The sequence below is a fragment of the Abyssisolibacter fermentans genome, assembly GCF_001559865.1.
Taxonomy (GTDB): domain Bacteria; phylum Bacillota; class Clostridia; order Tissierellales; family MCWD3; genus Abyssisolibacter; species Abyssisolibacter fermentans.
Genome location: NZ_LOHE01000080.1, coordinates 110,234 through 128,530 on the forward strand (window position 1 = coordinate 110,234; position 18,297 = coordinate 128,530).

14 protein-coding genes are annotated in these 18,297 nt (G+C 26.4%); 11 read left to right on the forward strand and 3 right to left on the reverse strand.

All coding sequences use genetic code 11. The features are described 5' to 3' along the window. Positions 1 to 123: 123 nt before the first annotated feature. Both AYC61_RS16210 and AYC61_RS16215 read left to right on the forward strand, forming a co-directional pair. Positions 124 to 363, forward strand: coding sequence for a hypothetical protein (locus tag AYC61_RS16210; RefSeq protein WP_066504889.1), 240 nt, complete (start codon positions 124 to 126; stop codon positions 361 to 363). 131 nt (positions 364 to 494) lie between these two features. Beyond that, positions 495 to 1,388 carry a diacylglycerol/lipid kinase family protein gene (locus tag AYC61_RS16215; protein ID WP_066504890.1) on the forward strand — a complete coding sequence of 298 codons (894 nt, stop codon included), beginning with the start codon at positions 495 to 497 and terminating at the stop codon, positions 1,386 to 1,388. A 67-nt stretch (positions 1,389 to 1,455) separates the two neighbouring features. On the opposite strand, the gene AYC61_RS16220 is transcribed toward AYC61_RS16215, so the two are convergent. Next, on the reverse strand, positions 1,456 to 1,881 hold the full coding sequence (locus tag AYC61_RS16220; RefSeq protein WP_066504893.1) for a bactofilin family protein: 426 nt from the start codon (positions 1,879 to 1,881) through the stop codon (positions 1,456 to 1,458). 2 nt (positions 1,882 to 1,883) lie between these two features. Continuing rightward, positions 1,884 to 2,825: a M23 family metallopeptidase gene (locus AYC61_RS16225; protein WP_066504897.1), complete on the reverse strand. Its 942-nt coding sequence runs from the start codon at positions 2,823 to 2,825 to the stop codon at positions 1,884 to 1,886. A 509-nt stretch (positions 2,826 to 3,334) separates the two neighbouring features. Between AYC61_RS16225 and AYC61_RS16230 the strand changes: the two genes are divergently transcribed. The 8 genes from AYC61_RS16230 (at position 3,335) to AYC61_RS16260 (ending at position 16,086) form a co-directional block, all read left to right on the forward strand. Then, positions 3,335 to 8,671, forward strand: a complete 5,337-nt coding sequence (locus AYC61_RS16230; RefSeq protein ID WP_066504902.1) for a diguanylate cyclase — start codon at positions 3,335 to 3,337, stop codon at positions 8,669 to 8,671. A 114-nt stretch (positions 8,672 to 8,785) separates the two neighbouring features. Then, a complete protein-coding gene (locus AYC61_RS16235) occupies positions 8,786 to 9,790 on the forward strand; it encodes a LacI family DNA-binding transcriptional regulator (RefSeq protein WP_066504905.1) in 1,005 nt (334 codons plus the stop codon). A gap of 62 nt (positions 9,791 to 9,852) precedes the next feature. After that, entirely contained in the window at positions 9,853 to 10,095 is a 243-nt protein-coding gene (locus AYC61_RS16240) for a YkuS family protein (protein WP_066504908.1), read from the forward strand. Between the two features lie 595 nt (positions 10,096 to 10,690). Beyond that, positions 10,691 to 12,220 (forward strand): histidine ammonia-lyase, encoded by a 1,530-nt coding sequence (gene hutH / locus AYC61_RS16245; RefSeq protein WP_066504920.1) that lies wholly within the window; start codon positions 10,691 to 10,693, stop codon positions 12,218 to 12,220. A 34-nt stretch (positions 12,221 to 12,254) separates the two neighbouring features. After that, positions 12,255 to 12,425 (forward strand): DUF896 domain-containing protein, encoded by a 171-nt coding sequence (locus tag AYC61_RS20775; RefSeq protein WP_082760015.1) that lies wholly within the window; start codon positions 12,255 to 12,257, stop codon positions 12,423 to 12,425. A 1,010-nt stretch (positions 12,426 to 13,435) separates the two neighbouring features. After that, positions 13,436 to 13,897, forward strand: a complete 462-nt coding sequence (locus AYC61_RS16250; protein WP_066504930.1) for a chemotaxis protein CheW — start codon at positions 13,436 to 13,438, stop codon at positions 13,895 to 13,897. Between the two features lie 373 nt (positions 13,898 to 14,270). Further along, positions 14,271 to 15,443, forward strand: coding sequence for a sensor histidine kinase (locus AYC61_RS16255; RefSeq protein ID WP_066504933.1), 1,173 nt, complete (start codon positions 14,271 to 14,273; stop codon positions 15,441 to 15,443). Then, positions 15,436 to 16,086: a response regulator gene (locus AYC61_RS16260; protein ID WP_066504936.1), complete on the forward strand. Its 651-nt coding sequence runs from the start codon at positions 15,436 to 15,438 to the stop codon at positions 16,084 to 16,086. Before AYC61_RS16255 ends, AYC61_RS16260 begins: the two co-directional genes overlap by 8 nt. Before the next feature lie 477 nt (positions 16,087 to 16,563). Here AYC61_RS16260 and AYC61_RS16265 read toward each other — a convergent pair whose 3' ends face one another. Next, positions 16,564 to 17,463: a selenium metabolism-associated LysR family transcriptional regulator gene (locus AYC61_RS16265; RefSeq protein ID WP_066504938.1), complete on the reverse strand. Its 900-nt coding sequence runs from the start codon at positions 17,461 to 17,463 to the stop codon at positions 16,564 to 16,566. Between the two features lie 95 nt (positions 17,464 to 17,558). Between AYC61_RS16265 and AYC61_RS16270 the strand changes: the two genes are divergently transcribed. Then, positions 17,559 to 18,203: a phosphatase PAP2 family protein gene (locus tag AYC61_RS16270; RefSeq protein ID WP_066504940.1), complete on the forward strand. Its 645-nt coding sequence runs from the start codon at positions 17,559 to 17,561 to the stop codon at positions 18,201 to 18,203. Positions 18,204 to 18,297 lie beyond the last annotated feature (94 nt).

Consider the following 18,297-nt stretch of genomic DNA (forward strand, 5'->3'; position numbering starts at 1 on the left):
TTATTAATTGTATAATTTATTATGACTGATTTTTGCAGTTATTATCCTAAATATTAATTCATGTAAATTTTATTATTATATTTGGTTAGAATATTAATAAAGCGACATAAAGGAGATGGTACTATGCAATTAGTATGTCCATTATGTAATAGTATTCAGGATATAACTGTTAAATGTGAGTGTGGATCAGAAATGATTAATAAAGGCCCGTTAGTTGATTATTTAGATGATTATAGTCCGTATTTATCGAATGATATTACTCAATTAGTTGATGGTGCCTCACATAATGAATGTATGCATCTTTTTTATTGCAATAATTGTTCTAAAGATAAAAGAGTTGCTGTTAAGAAGATTTTATTATAATTATTTTTATGATAAGGAAACTAAGATTTTGATTCAATGGTTACACGCTTGTATAAAATCATTTATTATTGTATTATATTATATGGAAACATAGGATAATTAATGATGTTTATAGAAAAGGGGAAAAACAAATGAAAAAAGTTATGTTTATATATAATCCTACATCAGGTAGACAGATAATACAAAGAAGAATTGACAATATATGTATACAATTATTAAATAAAGGATACTTAGTTTCAAAATATGCTACAACTAAGAAAGATGATGCTATGAATAGAACTATTCAATGTTGCAAAGAAGATTGGGATATTTTATTAGTTTCTGGAGGAGATGGAACTGTTAATGAAGTTGCAGCTGGGATAGTTGAAGGAGGAAGAAAAATACCTGTTGGTATATTAGCATCAGGTACTGTAAATGATTTTGCAAAATTCATGAATTTACCTAGACAGGTAGATGAATTTTGTGAAATGATTTTTAGTGAGAAAACTATAGATGTTGATTTAGGTAAATGTAATGATTTGATTTATGTAAATGTTTCAGCTGGTGGATTGTTGACCAATGTTGCGCATCAAGCATCTAGCGAATTAAAGACAATTCTTGGAAGAATGGCTTATTATATTGAAGGTATAAAAGAAATACCTAAGCAAAGATTTATACCAATTAGACTAAAATTTACTTCAAAAGAATATTCAGAAGAAGAAGATGTATTGTTGTTCTTAGTATCAAATAGTGCATCTATAGGTGGGTTTAAGAAATTTGCTCCAAGTGCTGAAGTACAAGATGGTTATCTTGACTGTGTTATAATTAAGAAATCAGAAATACAAGATATTATCTCTATTTGTCTTAAAGTATTAAGAGGTGAACATGTGAATCATCCAAATGTTGCATATTTTAAAACTAAGGAATTATCTATATCTAACATGTCTGAAAAGGAAATAGATATAGATATAGATGGTGAATATGCTGGAAAACTTCCTGTAAATTTTAAAGTCATACCAAAAGCATTTAAAATATTTGTGTTATAGACATCAAAAAAAACAGCTGTAAGCTGTTTTTTGTTCTATAGAATATTTTTTTGCTTAAAAAGTTAAATTATGAATTTTTAGCGTCTTTATTGGCAGTTTTTTTACTTTTTTCATTATTAACGATCTCTGATTTATCATTTTTCATAGTACAGGAACCTTCAAATACAGCGTTTTCGTCGACAATAAAGCTTTTTACAACAATATCACCAAGTAGTTTACCCGAATTTGTAATTCTTAGTTGTTCTTTACTAACAGTATTGCCAGTTATAGTTCCAGATAGTTCAATATTAAAACATTCAACATTTCCATTGACTTTTCCAGATTCTCCAATTATAACATTTCCTTGAACGAATAAATCTCCATCAAGAGTACCATCAATTCTTATTGTTCCATTAGTAGTTATTTTCCCTTCTATTTTTGAATTTTTCCCAATTATAGTATCTATCTGGTCTGAATTATTATAATTATTATCATATTCCTTTTTTCCAAACATTTTTATCTCTCCTTTTTATTCAATACATCATATGGGTTTATTGGTTTTCCATACTTTCTTATTTCAAAATGAACGTGATTACCAGTGCTTCTACCGGTACTGCCCATATATGCTATAACTTGACCTTTTTCAACTTTTTCTCCAACCTTAACGCATAATTTACTATTATGACCATAAATTGATTCATAGCCATATCCGTGACTAATTATAACAACTTTACCATAGCTACCATTATAGCCTGCATAAGTGACTACACCGTTACCTGCAGCCTTTATTTCTGTTTTGTAATTGTTTGCTATATCAAGTCCATGATGAAACTCAGTACCTCTACCAAATGGATTTTTTCTATATCCAAAACCAGAAGTTATTCTTCCTGTACATGGAGCAACATTAGGTTCTGCAGATAAATATTTCAATCTTTTTTCCACATCACTTATTAGACATGTCAAATCATCTTGACTTTGATCTAGTAGTCTTGATATTTCCATCATTTGATTGTCAAAAGTATCTATTGGAGGCTCAAAGTGAGTTGACATTGTACGAGATAGTAATGGTTCTTTTTTTTCTTCTCTATTATTTTCAAGACCAACCATATTTTTAACTGTATCTTGTAGAGTCTGAATTTGAACGAGTTTATCTTCGAATTCTAAAGTTTTTTTCTTTAGAGTTTTTATTTGATTCTCTTGAGCTACCTTTATATTACTAAGTTCATTTATCAAATTGACTTTAGCTTGATAATCATCTTTCATTGTATGATAAGAAGTATATAAATTAACAATATAAATTGATGACAAAGCTAAAATTGTAATAATTGATATAGAAACCACTTTTGGAATCCAAGCAGAAATTTTTACTTGTTTTATTGGTTTTGATGGGGGGACAAGTAGTAATGAAAATTGTTTGCGTTTTTTGGATTTAATATGTATAAAATTTTTTTTCAACATAACTCCCCTCTTTTATTAAAAATTTGATAAAATTATAAATAATTAAATATACATTAAATATATTCTATATAAAAAATAAAAAACCTTCTTACGGATATAATATCTTTTTGAATTTTACATTGATTGATCATATAAATTTAAATAATTAGTTAAAATGTTAATTGGAGAACCTAAATTTTAATTTAGTATAAATTTATAAAAAACAAAAATTTTGCAGAAATACAATATAAGTGTTAAAATATTAAGTAATATTATGTATTATTATAAGTATTTATAATAATATTTATCAGTTTTTAAGGCTTACAATTTTATCTGTGGGAGAAGGGATGTTTAGCTAGATAGACTAACTTGTAAAATAAATAGTAATATTTGTAATATTACAGCAAAAGCTATATTTAATTTACAAGATATATGATATAATTTAATGATAGTAGTTTTTATTGAGAGTTTCATAATAAATGAACTAGTACTTTGAGAATATTAATTAAATACCATGAGGAAGTGTTCATATGGAAATGATAAACAAACAATTTAAAATAAACTCTATTCATAAACAGGAGCAAAATGGGATTGTTTATCAAGCAATTGATTTACTAAATAATAACAATAATGTATTATTAAAAGTTTTTTCTAATAATATTAAGAATGATGTTATTATAGATTTTCTTATTAATAATTTTACAATGATTAGTAGTATTCAACATCCTTATATAGTACCAAACCTTTCATTTGATTTAATAAATAATGTTGATAATAAGCATGTTTATAGCAAGCAATATTTTTACACGATGGGATTTGTTGACGCTATAACACTTAAAAGTTTTAAAGGAAACTTTGCTATAGATGAAGTTATTGATATAATGATTAAAATTTGTGAGATAATAGATTACCTACGTTTTAGGGGCAAGGTATATGTTGCTATAGAAATAGATAATCTTTTAATAAATAAGAATGAAAAAAATTTAGAGATATATCTTAAAGACTATATTTCTGCTAATGAATCAAATCTAAATCAAAAAATAAACAGTAATTATAAGAGTAATGATAAAACTAAAGATAATAAAGACATATTATATGATTATATATGGAAATTGGCAGTTATAGGCAATCATTTGTTAGAAAAAGTTCTAGATAAAGATAGTAATAAGTATACGCAAATAAGAGAAATTGTAAAAAAATTGTATTCGCAAAAAGTTAAAAATTCATATAGAAATATTAGTGAAATCATATCGGATTTAAAAGTTAATAAACTAAATTATAAACGTATTAATAAAGAATATAAAGAGGTTTTGAATTTTAAAACGCCAATTGTTGGTAGAGATGAATATATCAATTTTATTTTAGATATCAATAAAGAATACAATATGGGCTTATATAATAAAAAACTTGTAGCTGTTAATGGTGTATCTGGAGTAGGTAAAACAAGGTTATTAAAAGAAATAAGCTATAGGTTAAAAATGGAAGGCAGCTGCGTTTATACATGCAAAATATCTGAAAATAAACAAAAGCTAAAACCTATTATAGACATATTGAGAAAAATGATAAATGATTGTCAAAATAGATATGACCCAAATAGTAATTATCATTTGATTATTAAGTATGGGTCTGAATTAGTTAAAATAATACCTGAATTAAGTTATATTGATGGCATCACGCCGTCAGCGTTGTTAAATAAACGTAGAGAGGAATTAAGACTTTATAACAGAATATCAAATTTTATTATTGATTTTGTAAAAGACAAACCATCATATATTATTTTAGATGATGTATGTTATTGTGATGAAGATACAATAAAATTCATAAGTTACATGGTGAAGAATGTAAAAAATTACCCGCTATTATTTATATTTTCTTATAACGAAGAGCTTAATTCAAAGTGTCTTGAGAAAATAAGACAAATGAAACGATTGAGCAAAAATGATGAGGTTTATGAGATAAAACCTATGCGATTCAATATCAATGAAACAGCTGAGTTTATACAAAATATTTTAGGTATGAATTATACACCAATAAAATTTGCAACAAGAATAATGAATGAAACCAAAGGAAATCCTGCATATATTGAAGAAGTTATGAAAAATTTTTATAATTCTAAGGAATTATTTATAAATGATAATGGCTACTGGGAGCATAAATGGAAAGATTACTCAGAGGTTAAGATACCTAACAATATTGAACAAGTCATAAATCAACAATTAAAAATGATAGAAAAAAGGCAATATGAATTATTAAAATGTGCATGTATTTTTAAAACTCCTGTTTCTAGAAATATACTAAGTTCATTGTCAGGAATAGATGATGTTAATCTAGACAAAGCAATAGATTTTTTAGTCAGTATAAAAATACTTGAAAAGATGGTTGGAGATACAGGCTTTACTTATAATTTTAACAATATACACACAAAGAGATATCTTTACCTTAAAATAGAGCCTGTAGAAAGAAAGTATTTACATAAAAAAGCTAGCATAATTCTTAAAAATATATACGAAATTGATAAAAATTTTAATTATGATGAAATAATATATCATTGTATTATGTCTGATGAAAAAGACAAAGCTATAGATTATGTAATAAGATTTGCAAAAAACATGCAAGAGATGATGATTATATCTCAGGCAATAGAACTGTGGAATTATGCAAAAGAGTTATTGGAAGATAGTAAAAGCCATGAAAAATTAGAAGTGTATTACAATCTAGTAAAATTACATGGACTTCAAGGCTATAATGATAGATGTATTTCATTAGTACAAAAAGGATTGGATATAGCTTTAGAAATAAATTACAGTTATTATATAGTTAATTATAAAAATCTAAAAGCTGATATATATAATACAAAGAACAAATTTAATGATGCTGAAAGTTTAGTCTTAGAAGCTAAGACCTTAGCAGAGGATATTGGCTATATAGATGGCTATTTGGAATCGATAAAAATATTGAACAGAATTTATTTATCAATTGGTAAACTAGATGAAATTCTTAAATTAGGAACTCAATATGTTGAGATATCTGAGAAATATGGAAGAATAAATTATTCCGGTCATTTATATAATCAAATTGGTGTAGTATATGTTTTGCTTGGTAATATTAATAGAGGTTTGCTATTCATAAATAAAGGAGTTAAATATTTTGAAGAATGTAACAATATTGAAGATGTTATAGGGTATCTCTTAGTTTTGAATAATTTAGGTGTAATACATGAAGAATACATTGATGATACAAAAAAAGCTATGGAATATTTTAAACAGGGATTGGTTTTAAGCAAGGAATACAATTTGGTTGATAGCATATTGCATTTTTACAATAACATAGGTGAAATGTTAATAAGGAAAGATAGTTATATAGAAGCTTTAAAATATATTGAAAAAGTTTTAGAGGTATGTAATGAATATAATGAAAAAAGTTTTTTATTTATTGCTAATGTAAACTTAGCTTCAATATATTTAAAAATTGGAGAATATGAAAAATGTTTTGAAAACATTCAAATTATTGAAAATACATTAAATAAAGGTGAAATTAAATGGCAAGATATGAATAGATACAACTTCTTTTTACTAGAGTTCTATTTTATATTTAGTTGTTGGGATAAAGCATTGTTAGTGTGCGATAAACTTAAAAATAGTAATTTAAAAAATAATTCTGATGAATATTTGATAGTTGAAAGTATGCAAGATTTGTTAATGTGTTATAAAAAAAATGAAGTTGATTTCAATCGATTAGATAATATAATTAAAAAATCTAAAAAAATGAAGTCATTTAGGAACAAGAGACAATCATTATTAATGATTATTAAATTATCTTTAATATTCAAGGAAAAAAATTATGCAATAAAAATTCTTAAAGAGGATGATAATGCATCCAATATATATAGTAATGATTATCTAGATATCAAAAATAGGTTTTATCACATATTATTAGTTACTAAGGACAAAAATCAATTACTTGAATTAAAAACAGCTGTTAAAAGTAAAAAAATTTATGATTTAGAAGCTGTAATTGATTTCAATATCGGTAATATTTACTACAAACAGAAACAATATCATAAGGCTATTAATAGTTTTATTAGCTCATTATATATATTCAATAAAACCGTTTATAAAATACCAGATAAAAAATTAAGAGAGAAATTTGTATACAATAATATAATAAAAAATGCAAGGGAGAAATTAAATAATTGTTTATTTTCAATATATGGTGAAGATAATAATATTAATTATACAAATTTTATAAATAAAGATTTAAAGGATATCTTAAAAGATAATAAATTATTTGAAGCGTTGATGAAACAATACTTTTTAATTGATATAAAAGATATTAACTCAATTCAAATGTTAATTGATAGTTTTTCAATGAACTATGAAGAAAATCTGAACTTAATACTCATGTATGCTATGAGAGTAACTTTAGTTGAAAAAGGTTTTATAGCTATAAAAAAGGAAGCAAATTATCAATTATTAGCTAAACATAATGTAAATGATTTAGAAGATGATAAATATATTTACAATATAATAGATTATGTTAATAAAAGCAGAGAAGAAATAATAATAAATACTATGAATGGTGACTTTGATAATCAAATAATTTGTAATAAAATTAATGAAGACGTAACAGGGCTTATATGTTTACCAATAATAGAAAAAAGAAATCATAATAAGAAGTATACTAACATAGAAAGAAGAAAGTTTAATTATCATGGTGAAAATAAAATTGTTGCGTATTTGTATTTAGAAACTGACAAGTTAATAAACAGAGTAAATAAAGATATTATACCTGTATTAAACACTCTTGTATCTTTGGCATTTATAAATATAGATAACTATAATCTTAAAGTAAAATCCTCTACTGATAAATTGATGGGAATAAAAAATAGAGAGTTTTTAGAGCATAGTTTTGATGATATATTAAAAAATGTAAAAAAAGAAGATACTTTGTTTTCTATAATAATAGCAGATATTGATAAATTCAAAAACGTAAATGATAAATATGGACATCAAAAAGGAGATAAAATATTAAAAGAAATTGGCTCTATTTTATTGAATAGTGTTAGAAATAATGATATAGTTGGTAGATATGGTGGTGAAGAATTTTTAATTATTTTGCATAATGTTGATGAAAAAACTGCTGAAAAAATAGCTGAAAAAATAAGGCTGAATGTAGATAATAAAAATTTATTAGGAAAAGATAATTCATTAACTATTAGTTTAGGTATTTCAACATATCCAAAGCATGGTACACAGAAAGAAGAATTAATAGCTAAAGCAGATCAAGCTTTGTATAATGCTAAAGAAACAGGTAGAAATAAAACAGTTATTTGGAGTAATACTATAGGTGAAACTGCTCGATTAGACAAGTTAGCTGGTATTATTTCAGGTAATATGGTAAAAGATCAAAGGAATGTTTTAGTTATTGTTGAGATAATTAATTTATTAAAAAAAAGTATGCCTAAAAAAGATAAGATATCTTTAGCATTAGGTAGATTGATTGAAATTGTGGAAGCATATCAAGGAGTACTTATTACAATAGAAAATGAAAATATAGTTGAAAAAGTATATTCAAGACAAAGATTTACTGATGGGTGGATACAAAACCCAAGTATTAATTACAAAATAATACAAAATGTTATTGAAAGTCATAAAGGTGATTTTTTAATTGATTGGGAAAATATAAAAGAGAAAGATTTATTTACAGGTAACCCAAATTGGTTTTCTTTAATTGTAGTTCCACTAATATTTGAAGGAAAATTAAAAGGTATATTACAGTTATCAGTGTATTTAAATGAAAAAGAATTTGATTATGAAACTTATAATTTTGTTAATATAATTGGAGAAATATTGTCTGGAATATTGTAAATCTTCATAATGTTGCGTAAACATCATAATTTAAAAACAATGTAAATATTTAAATAAACAAGGAAGTGTTAGTGATTCATAATAGGATTAACAGAAAAAATCGGAGGTGGTATTATGGCAGTTACTATAAAAGATGTAGCAAGATTGGCAGAGGTATCGATTTCTACAGTATCTAGAGTAATTAATGATTCAAAACCTGTCAGCCCTGAGGTTAGGAAAAAAGTTCTTAAGATTATAGATGAGATTGGGTATAAGCCAAATGAAATTGCTCGTTCATTAGTTACAAAAAAATCATTTTTAATAGGTGTTATTGTATCTGATATTGGACATTCATATGTTGCTGAAATGGTAAGAGGTATTGAGGAAATTGGCAAAATGTATCATTATGATATATTATTGTGTAGTTCTTATGGAGATATTTCAGCTCAAAAAAAGTATGTACAATTATTAAATAGTAAGCAAGTTGCGGGTATAATAATGATAGGAGAAAAATTAAATATTGAAATCAAAGAAAACATTAAAGCATTAAAAATTCCATTTGTTTATTTAAGCAGGGATTCAATACCTGAAGATGTTTCTAGTGTTCATGTAGAGAACTATTCTGCAGCTTATGAGATGACTAGTTATTTGATGAACTTAGGACATAAAAATATTGCTTTTTTAGGTGATATAGATGAAAGTAATACTATGGAAATACAAAAGCTTAATGGCTATAAAGATGCATTATTAGAAGAAGATGATATGAAAGAAAATGTTATAGTTGTAAATGGTAGTAGTTTAGAAAAAGGTTATAATGTAGGTAGTAGTTTAATAAATAAAATAGGCGAAATAACAGCTGTATTTTGTAGTAAGGATGAAATAGCTGTAGGATTAATAAATTATTTTCACGATAACAATATAAAAGTACCTGAATCTATTTCAGTAACAGGTTTTGGAGATGGTAAAATTGCATCATTAATAAGACCAAAACTTACTACTATAAAAGAACCATTTTATGATATTGGAGCAGTTGCAATAAGAAAAATGATTAAAGAAATAAAAGGAGAAAATATAAAAGAAGACATTATAACATTACCATTTCAGATTGAAAAAAGAGACAGTTGTAAAAGTTTGAAGTAGACTGTATAAATTCCTTCAATGATAGTAATAATAGAATTGGAAAGCATTATTGGAGGTGTGAAATGAAAAAAAGAGTTTTAATAGAAGATTCATTAACTGAAGTAAGTCAATATTTGAGTAAAAAAGGTTTAAATGTAAGTAATCTAAATAAAAATAATTTAAACAGTTGTGATGTTATTGTTGTTTCAGGTCAAGATTCTAACATTATGGGAATAAGTAATATTGAAATAGAAAAACCAGTTATAAATGCAAGAGGAAAAACATCAGATGACATATATAATCAGATAGTTGAAACTCTAAAATAGAATATAATGAATTATTTAAATAACCTTTGCTAATAAGCAAGGGTTGTTTTATTTTTTTTAATAGGGAAATTCTACTTTTGTAATAAGAGTTCAAAAAAATTGTTAAAATAGCAAAGGTAAATCTTTGAGGGAAGTAGGGCTCTATGTTTGTGAATTGAAACCATACAAGACATTTTTTTACTCGGAGATGCCTACATTTTTATGATAATATAAAGATGAAAAAATGTAGGCAAATGTAGTGGTCAAAAATTGTTATGTAGCTTCTAAAAGATTTAATGGTTTCTTTAATAGAGAATTTAAATATAATTTAAACTAAGCTATTTAATAGAATTTACTGATTTATTATTATAAAGCTTTAAATTACTAAAATTTGTTGAAGGCTTAAAATATTTTTGATATTTGCATATAAAATGAGTATAATAGAATTATGTCCGATTATTCTTTTATATTTTCTTTAATGAATAAGTGATAAAAGCAGAAACTCATTCTTTGTTCACATAGAATCAAAGATTTCAGTTCACTGCTTATAGAGTTCGGGTTATTATGAATAGTTAGGATAATAAAAATAAAATTGTTGGAATAGGGGTGTATTCTTATGAATATGGTTTATATTGATGGTAATAGCTTGAATATAGAGAATGTAGTTAATGTAGCTAGAAACTCATATAAAGTTGAGCTTACCGATGAATCAAAGGAGCGTATTGGAATTGCAAGAAAAATGGTAGATTGTTTAGTTGATGAAGAAAAAATAGTATACGGGATTACTACTGGCTTTGGTAAATTTAGTGATACATATATTTCAAAAGAAGAAACTATGCAGTTACAAGAAAATCTTATAATGAGTCATGCATGTGGAGTTGGCAATCCTTTAGATGAAGATGTTGTAAGAGCTATAATGTTATTAAGGGTTAATGCTCTTGCTAAAGGACATTCTGGAATAAGACTTAGTACATTACAAACATTAATAGATATGATAAACAAAAAGGTACATCCAATAATACCTGAAAAAGGTTCATTAGGAGCTAGTGGTGATTTAGCACCTTTAGCACATATGGTTTTAGTTATGCTAGGAAAAGGTGAAGCTATATATAATGGTGTGAAAATGAAAGGATTAGATGCTTTAAATGAAGCTGGTATAACACCTGTTAAGCTTACATCAAAAGAAGGACTAGCATTAATTAATGGAACACAAGTAATGACAGCAATAGGCACTTTAGCAATATATGATGCTATTAATTTATCTAAAACAGCTGACATAGTTGCTGGATTGACTATAGAAGCATTAAATGGTATAACAGATGCGTTTGATAAAAGAGTTCATGAATTAAGACAACATGAAGGACAAATAGATACAGCAAGTAATTTGTTGAAAATATTATCAAACAGTAATATGACAACAAAACAAGGAGAAATTAGAGTACAAGATGCTTATACATTAAGATGTATTCCTCAGATACATGGTGCAGTTAAAGATGCAGTTAATTTTGTTAGAAGCAAAATAGAAATTGAAATAAATTCTGTTACTGATAATCCATTGTTATTTCCAGCTGATGGTGATGTAATTTCACAAGGTAATTTTCATGGAGAACCAATGGCATTGCCATTTGATTTTTTATCAATAGCATTAAGTGAATTAGCAAATGTATCAGAGAGAAGATTAGAGAGATTGGTTAATCCTGCATTAAACGGTGGTTTGCCAGCATTTTTATCAAAAAATGGTGGATTAAATTCTGGTTTCATGATAGTTCAATATTCAGCTGCTTCTTTGGTATCAGAAAATAAATCCTTATCTCATCCAGCAAGTGTTGACTCTATTCCTTCATCTGCTAACCAAGAAGATCATGTTTCTATGGGTACAATAGCAATAAGAAAAGCAGCTCAAGTACTTAAAAATGCGAGAGCAGTTATAGCTATGGAATGTCTAGCTGCTTGTCAAGCTTTAGATTTAACAGAAAATAAAGGGTTAGGTCAAGGAACTAAAATAGCTTATGATATAATTAGAAATAATGTTGACACAATTGAAAATGATGTTATAATGTATGAAGAAATAAATAAATGTAATGACATTTTAACAGCAAATGAAATTTTAATAAAAGTAGAAGAGCAAATAGGTTTGTTAAAATAGTTTTTAAGAAGGATTTAGTCTTGAGGTGAAAAAATTGATAACCAAAGAAATGCTAAACAGAATCAATGCTTTAGCACATAAGTCTAAAAATGAAGGACTTACTGAAGATGAAAAAAAAGAACAAGCAAAGTTAAGAAAAGATTATTTAAAAGAATTTAGAAAAAACTTCAAAAAACAAATAGAATCAATACAGATAACTGACTAATAATAAAGTTATGTGTATATAGTTGCAAAAATTTAATTTTTGCAACTATATTTTTAAGCAGCGAACCCAAATCTATGATTTGGTGTGAGTCGCTTACTCCTAGGAACGAAGTGAGTAGGAGTTACATTTTGAAGGATTAATATATATACTAACATAATGTAAATATTTCAAAAAAAATGGTGACTAAGATTTGTTTGGCACAGATTAAGAAAGCAGCGAACTCAAATCTATGATTTTGAGCAGAGAACAGAAATCTATGATTTCTTGTGAATCGCTTACTCCTATGAATAGAATGAATAGGAGGTACAACTCCGCTTACTCCTAGGAACGAAATGAGTAGGAGTTACATTTTGAAGGATTAATATATATACTAACATAATGTAAATATTTCAAAAAAAAGGTGACTAAGATTTGTTTGGCACAGATTAAGAAAGCAGCGAACCCAAATCTATGATTTTGAACAGAGAACAGAAATCTATGATTTCTTGTGAATCGCTTACTCCTATGAATAGAATGAATAGGAGGTACAACTCCGCTTACTCCTAGGAACGAAGTGAGTAGGAGTTACAGTTTGAAGGATTAATGAAAAGAGAAATAAAAATGTTAAAATTGCATAAAAATAATACAAAAATTATGCAAGGCACAGATTGAGAAAGCAGCGAACCCAAATCTATGAAAACCATCCATCTAGCGGAAATGACAAATTATGACAAAGCGTTATTTTATCAAATTGATTATTGACATCCAGAAAATAGATTATCATACCCAAAATAACATAAATGTGGTTAAATAGGTAAATTTGAACGATAGTACTATTGTCCTAAATAGTACAAATTATATTTTTTTAAAGGTAATTCAAATGATTTTAAGGAATTTATTAATTTATATAATATACAGATTTGAAGGAAATTCAGAAAATTTGTAGAAATAAATAAATAAATATTGAAAATTTTTATATGAGAATATTGTTTAAATATGTAGAATAGCATGTTCGAAAAGGGAGAGATAATATGAGTGAAAAGCAATTTGTTGTCTTTAAGTTAGGCAAAGAGGAATATGGTATAGATATAATGAATGTTAAAGAAATAGGACCATATCAAGAAAGTGTTAAAATTCCAAATGCGCCTGATTTTGTTGAAGGTATAATAAATTATAGAGGAAAAGTTATACCAATTATTTGTTTAAAGAAGAGATTTAATTTAGTTTCAAAAGAGGTGGATAATAATACAAGAATTATTGTTATAAATTTAAATGAAAAGCAAATCGGATTTATTGTAGATGAAGCTTCTCAAACAATTAGATTAAATGACAGTAATATTGATTCAACACCTGATATTGTTAGTAGTGTAGACAGAAAGTATTTGACAGGTGTTGGAAAACTAGATGAACGTCTTATTATATTAATAGACTTAGAAAAAGTATTAAACGAATCAGAGAAAACTCAAATCAGTAAAATGGATGTAGAATTATAACTAGGCGAAAGATGTCCCCTACCTCTATAGGTAGCGGGTCCCGATTAGATGGCTAACAGGCGGTGTGAAATCTTACGCCTCGTTGAAACGGTGTGATGCAATTACTGCGTAATTGCTTCCGTTGTTATAACAAGGCGAAAGATTATCTACCATCTCTATAGATGGAAGGCACTGGTTATATTTAACAGGAGGTTAAAATCTCTCACCTCGTTGAAACGGTGTGTTGCAATTACTATGTAATTGCTTCTGTTGTTATAAAAATTTCTTAACATTGAGTATAACACCATTTAAATACCAATATAGTTATATTTAATGTATATATCAATTAGAATATGATCTAATGAAAATTGAATGAGGAGGAAATGGTGTTAATATGCAAAATGATGCTTTAACAGCTAAAAAAATACATTATATACTTGAAAACACACTAAACACAATAGCTGAAGGAAAAAATCAAATTTTTGAAATAGCTGAAAGCGTAAGAAATGAATGTGAAATAGTTAATTCTAAATTAACATTATTGAAGTCTAAAATAGAGACAGTTATAAACGAATATGATATTTTAGAATTAGAAGAGAAAAAAGCTAGGTACGAATTAATGAGAGTCAGCAAGAATTTTAATGAATTTAATGAGGAACATATTAAAAATGCATATGAAAATGCTAATAATTTTAGAATTAGTTTAGTTTTAAAGAGGCAGGAAGAGAAAGATCTTTTAACACGTCGAAATGAACTTGAAATTAGATACAGAAATTTAGCTAAAACGTTAGAAAGAGCTGATGAATTAGGCTCCAAAATTTGTACTGCCATTGATTATCTTAATGGGAATCTAGGAGAAATAATTGACTCAATTGAAGATATGGATAGGAAGAAATTCTATGGAATAAAGGTTATTAAAGCGCAAGAAAGAGAAAGAAAGAAAATAGCCAGAGAAATTCACGACGGTCCTGCACAGTCTATGGCAAATATTGTTTTAAAGGCCGAACTATGCGAAAAATTGTTATATATTGATGAAGAAAGAGCTAGAAATGAACTCTGTAGTTTAAAGAAAGTTGTTAGAGATTGTCTTACAGATGTACGAAGAATAATTTATAATTTAAGACCAATGTCGTTAGACGACTTAGGATTAATACCAACAATTGAAAAACTAAAGAATAGATTTAATGATGAAACTGGTATCAATATCGACTTTAAAATTTTGGGAAAATATGAAAATATTAATGCTATTGTACAATTATCTATATTTAGAGTAATACAAGAGGCTTTAAGTAATGTTTTTAAACATTCTAAAGCTAATAATGTAATTATCATTTTAGAGTGCGCAAAAGATTGCTTGAATGTAGTGATTAAAGATGATGGAATAGGGTTTGATATTGATAAAACAGGGAATGGTGAAGATTCTAATAGTGGGTTTGGAATGCTTGGTATGAAAGAAAGAGTTGAATTATTAAATGGTAAATTAAATGTTAATTCTATTGCTGATAAAGGAACAACAATAAGCGTTTCAATACCATATTTAGGAAAGGATGACGATTTAGATGTCTAAGATAATAACAGTAATGATAGCAGATGATCATGCATTAATGAGACAAGGTCTAAAGCAAATTTTAGAACTTGAAGAAGATATTAAGGTTATTGAAGAAGCAGGTGATGGTGAAGAAGCTATTGAAAAATGTTTACATATAAAACCAGATGTGATACTATTAGATATTAATATGCCCAAATTAAGCGGTATAGAAGTTTTAAGAAGACTCAAGGATATAGGAATTGAAACTAAAATTATTATGTTGACAATTCATAATGATGTTGAATATTTAAGTGAGACATTAAATATTGGTGCTGATGGATATGTATTAAAGGATGCTGATTCAAAAACTTTAATAAATGCAATTAGAAATGTGATTATCGGTAATACTTACATCCAATCTTCCATTGCTAATTTACTTTCTCACAGGTATAAGAAAGGAAATAAAGCTACTAATACTAATAAAAAGAACTTAACTAAGAGAGAATATGAAGTAATAACATTAATAGCAGAAGGTTTGAATAATAAAGAAATAGCCAAAAGACTTTTTATTAGTGAAAAAACTGTAAAAAACCATGTATCCAATATATTTAAAAAAATCGAAGTAACTGACAGAATTCAAGCTGCAATATTTGCTTATAAAAACAATATAAAGAAAATATAACGAGGCTCAGGCTGAGCCTCGTTGAAACGGGTGAAGTAATTACTACGTAATTACTTCTGTTGTTATAACAAGGTGCAAGATGTGACAGACGGTGGACATCTTATACCTTGTTGAAACGGTGTGATGCAATTACTACGTAATTGCTTCCTTTGTTATAACAAGGCGCAAATAAATATTCTAAGTAGTTTTTTCTATGATTAAAAACGAAAGCTAAGCTTTCGTTTTTAACTGTTTATACAATTAACATCTAACAAATATGCATATTAGAATTAAATATTATCCCGGGATTAATGATAGAAAATTATATTTTTTGTTTATAATAAGAATATGAGGGATTTATAAATTTTTGTCGTCAAATATAAATAGATGCAAATATAAAACTGAAAAGAGTATTGAGTAAGTTATTATTATGATATATAATTATATAAGATGTAGTTTTTACCATTAAGAATGTAAATAATAACAACATCACTGGTTTTAGTTATTAACATTTTTTATTATATAATTTTTAAAGGCCTTAGATAATGGTGACAGATACTTGTTTTTCTTATAAACAAAGTAAAAGCTTCTTTTTAAATTAGCTGAATCAAGGTGTAGTGGTTTTATTTTTTTATTTTGTATGTCGTCTTTTAAAGCTAATAAGGATATAATACTAATACCCATATTAAGTTTAATTAATTGTTTTATAGTTTCATTATCTTCTATACATGCTATGACTTTTAAGCTTGATAGATTAATGTTTAATTTATTTAAGCTTTTTTCTAATAGTAAACGTGAACCAGAGCCATCTTCTCGCAAAATAAGCTTGTTTTTTATTAGAAAATCAAGATCAACAGTAGAGTTTGGTTCTAATGAGTTTGAATTATATGATGAAGCTATTACTAATTCATCTTCTATTAATTTGATGAATTCAAGTTTTTTAGATTGATATTTAGCACCAACAATACCAAAGTCAGTATGACCTTGCAGAATACTTTCAATTATTTCTTTAGAATCTTTATGGTAAATAGTATATTTTACATCAGGATATTCAGTTGAAAATCCTTTTATAATCTTGGGTAATAGGTACTGCTTAGGAATAGAACTTGCACTTATATTTAAATTACCCTCAATTTTTCCTTTATACTGATTTAAAGTAAATTGAGCGTTATCTTTTAGATTAAGTATATCTTGTGCATATTTGTATAAAATACTACCTGATTCTGTAGGGTAAATATATTTGCTAGATCTATTTAGTAATATAGTATCGAGTTCGTTTTCTAAGTTTTGTATATGATTGGAAACTGTTGGTTGAGTTAAGAATAATTTTTGTGCAGCTTTTGAAAAACTTTTCAAATTAATGATTTCAACAAATGTTTCTAATTGTTTAAAATCCAAGTAAATCACCACTTTCGTTATTATATATTAATAATATTTTATATTATATAATTTGTCAAACTAGAAAATATTAAGCTTGTAAGGAAGGAGGCAATATGGTTAAAAACAAAAAAATAGATACTAAAGTAGTCATAGTTATTGTACAGTTGATACTATTAAATGTGTTATACCTTTTGACTAATAAATTAGATATGCGGATAAATTTAACTACTACTAGTATAGACTATTATATACCGCTTATTAAATGCATGATTATACCTTATGATTTATGGTATGTTTATATCTGGGGTGGATTGTTATTTGTATTATATAGAAATAAAGATGTATTTTTTATTCATGCTAAAACAACTATAATAGCTAAAATATTATGTATTATTATTTTTATTCTTTATCCAACGTATGTTATCAGGCCAGAGATTACAGGAAATGATATATTCAGCAAGTTATTAATTTTGACATATGCTAGCGATAATCCTGTAAACGCATTACCTAGTTTACACGTATTACAGACTGTAATTACTCATGTTGCCATAACCAAAGTATGCAAAAAAAATGATAGAATAGTTATATTTAGTTTTGTGGTTGCTGCATTAATAATATTAGCAACTATGTTTACTAAACAACATAGTTTGCTAGATGTGGTAGCGGGGATGACTATAGGTGTGGTAGCTGTTGTTATTGGTTATTGGAAATATGACAAAAGATATATATTCAATGGCTATGTACAAAAGAGAATTTAACCCTGATTATTCGTATAACTCCCGATAATATGCTGTAAGTTTCTGAATTAGAAGATTTCAGTGAATTCGAAGGCAATTACGTAGTAATTACAAC

Coding starts and splice junctions, on each gene's coding strand:
- AYC61_RS16210 (WP_066504889.1), top strand. CDS start 124: ATGCAATTAGTATGTCCATTATGTAATAGTATTCAGGATATAACTGTT.
- AYC61_RS16215 (WP_066504890.1), top strand. CDS start 495: ATGAAAAAAGTTATGTTTATATATAATCCTACATCAGGTAGACAGATA.
- AYC61_RS16220 (WP_066504893.1), bottom strand. CDS start 1,881: ATGTTTGGAAAAAAGGAATATGATAATAATTATAATAATTCAGACCAG.
- AYC61_RS16225 (WP_066504897.1), bottom strand. CDS start 2,825: ATGTTGAAAAAAAATTTTATACATATTAAATCCAAAAAACGCAAACAA.
- AYC61_RS16230 (WP_066504902.1), top strand. CDS start 3,335: ATGGAAATGATAAACAAACAATTTAAAATAAACTCTATTCATAAACAG.
- AYC61_RS16235 (WP_066504905.1), top strand. CDS start 8,786: ATGGCAGTTACTATAAAAGATGTAGCAAGATTGGCAGAGGTATCGATT.
- AYC61_RS16240 (WP_066504908.1), top strand. CDS start 9,853: ATGAAAAAAAGAGTTTTAATAGAAGATTCATTAACTGAAGTAAGTCAA.
- hutH (WP_066504920.1), top strand. CDS start 10,691: ATGAATATGGTTTATATTGATGGTAATAGCTTGAATATAGAGAATGTA.
- AYC61_RS16250 (WP_066504930.1), top strand. CDS start 13,436: ATGAGTGAAAAGCAATTTGTTGTCTTTAAGTTAGGCAAAGAGGAATAT.
- AYC61_RS16255 (WP_066504933.1), top strand. CDS start 14,271: ATGCAAAATGATGCTTTAACAGCTAAAAAAATACATTATATACTTGAA.
- AYC61_RS16260 (WP_066504936.1), top strand. CDS start 15,436: ATGTCTAAGATAATAACAGTAATGATAGCAGATGATCATGCATTAATG.
- AYC61_RS16270 (WP_066504940.1), top strand. CDS start 17,559: ATGGTTAAAAACAAAAAAATAGATACTAAAGTAGTCATAGTTATTGTA.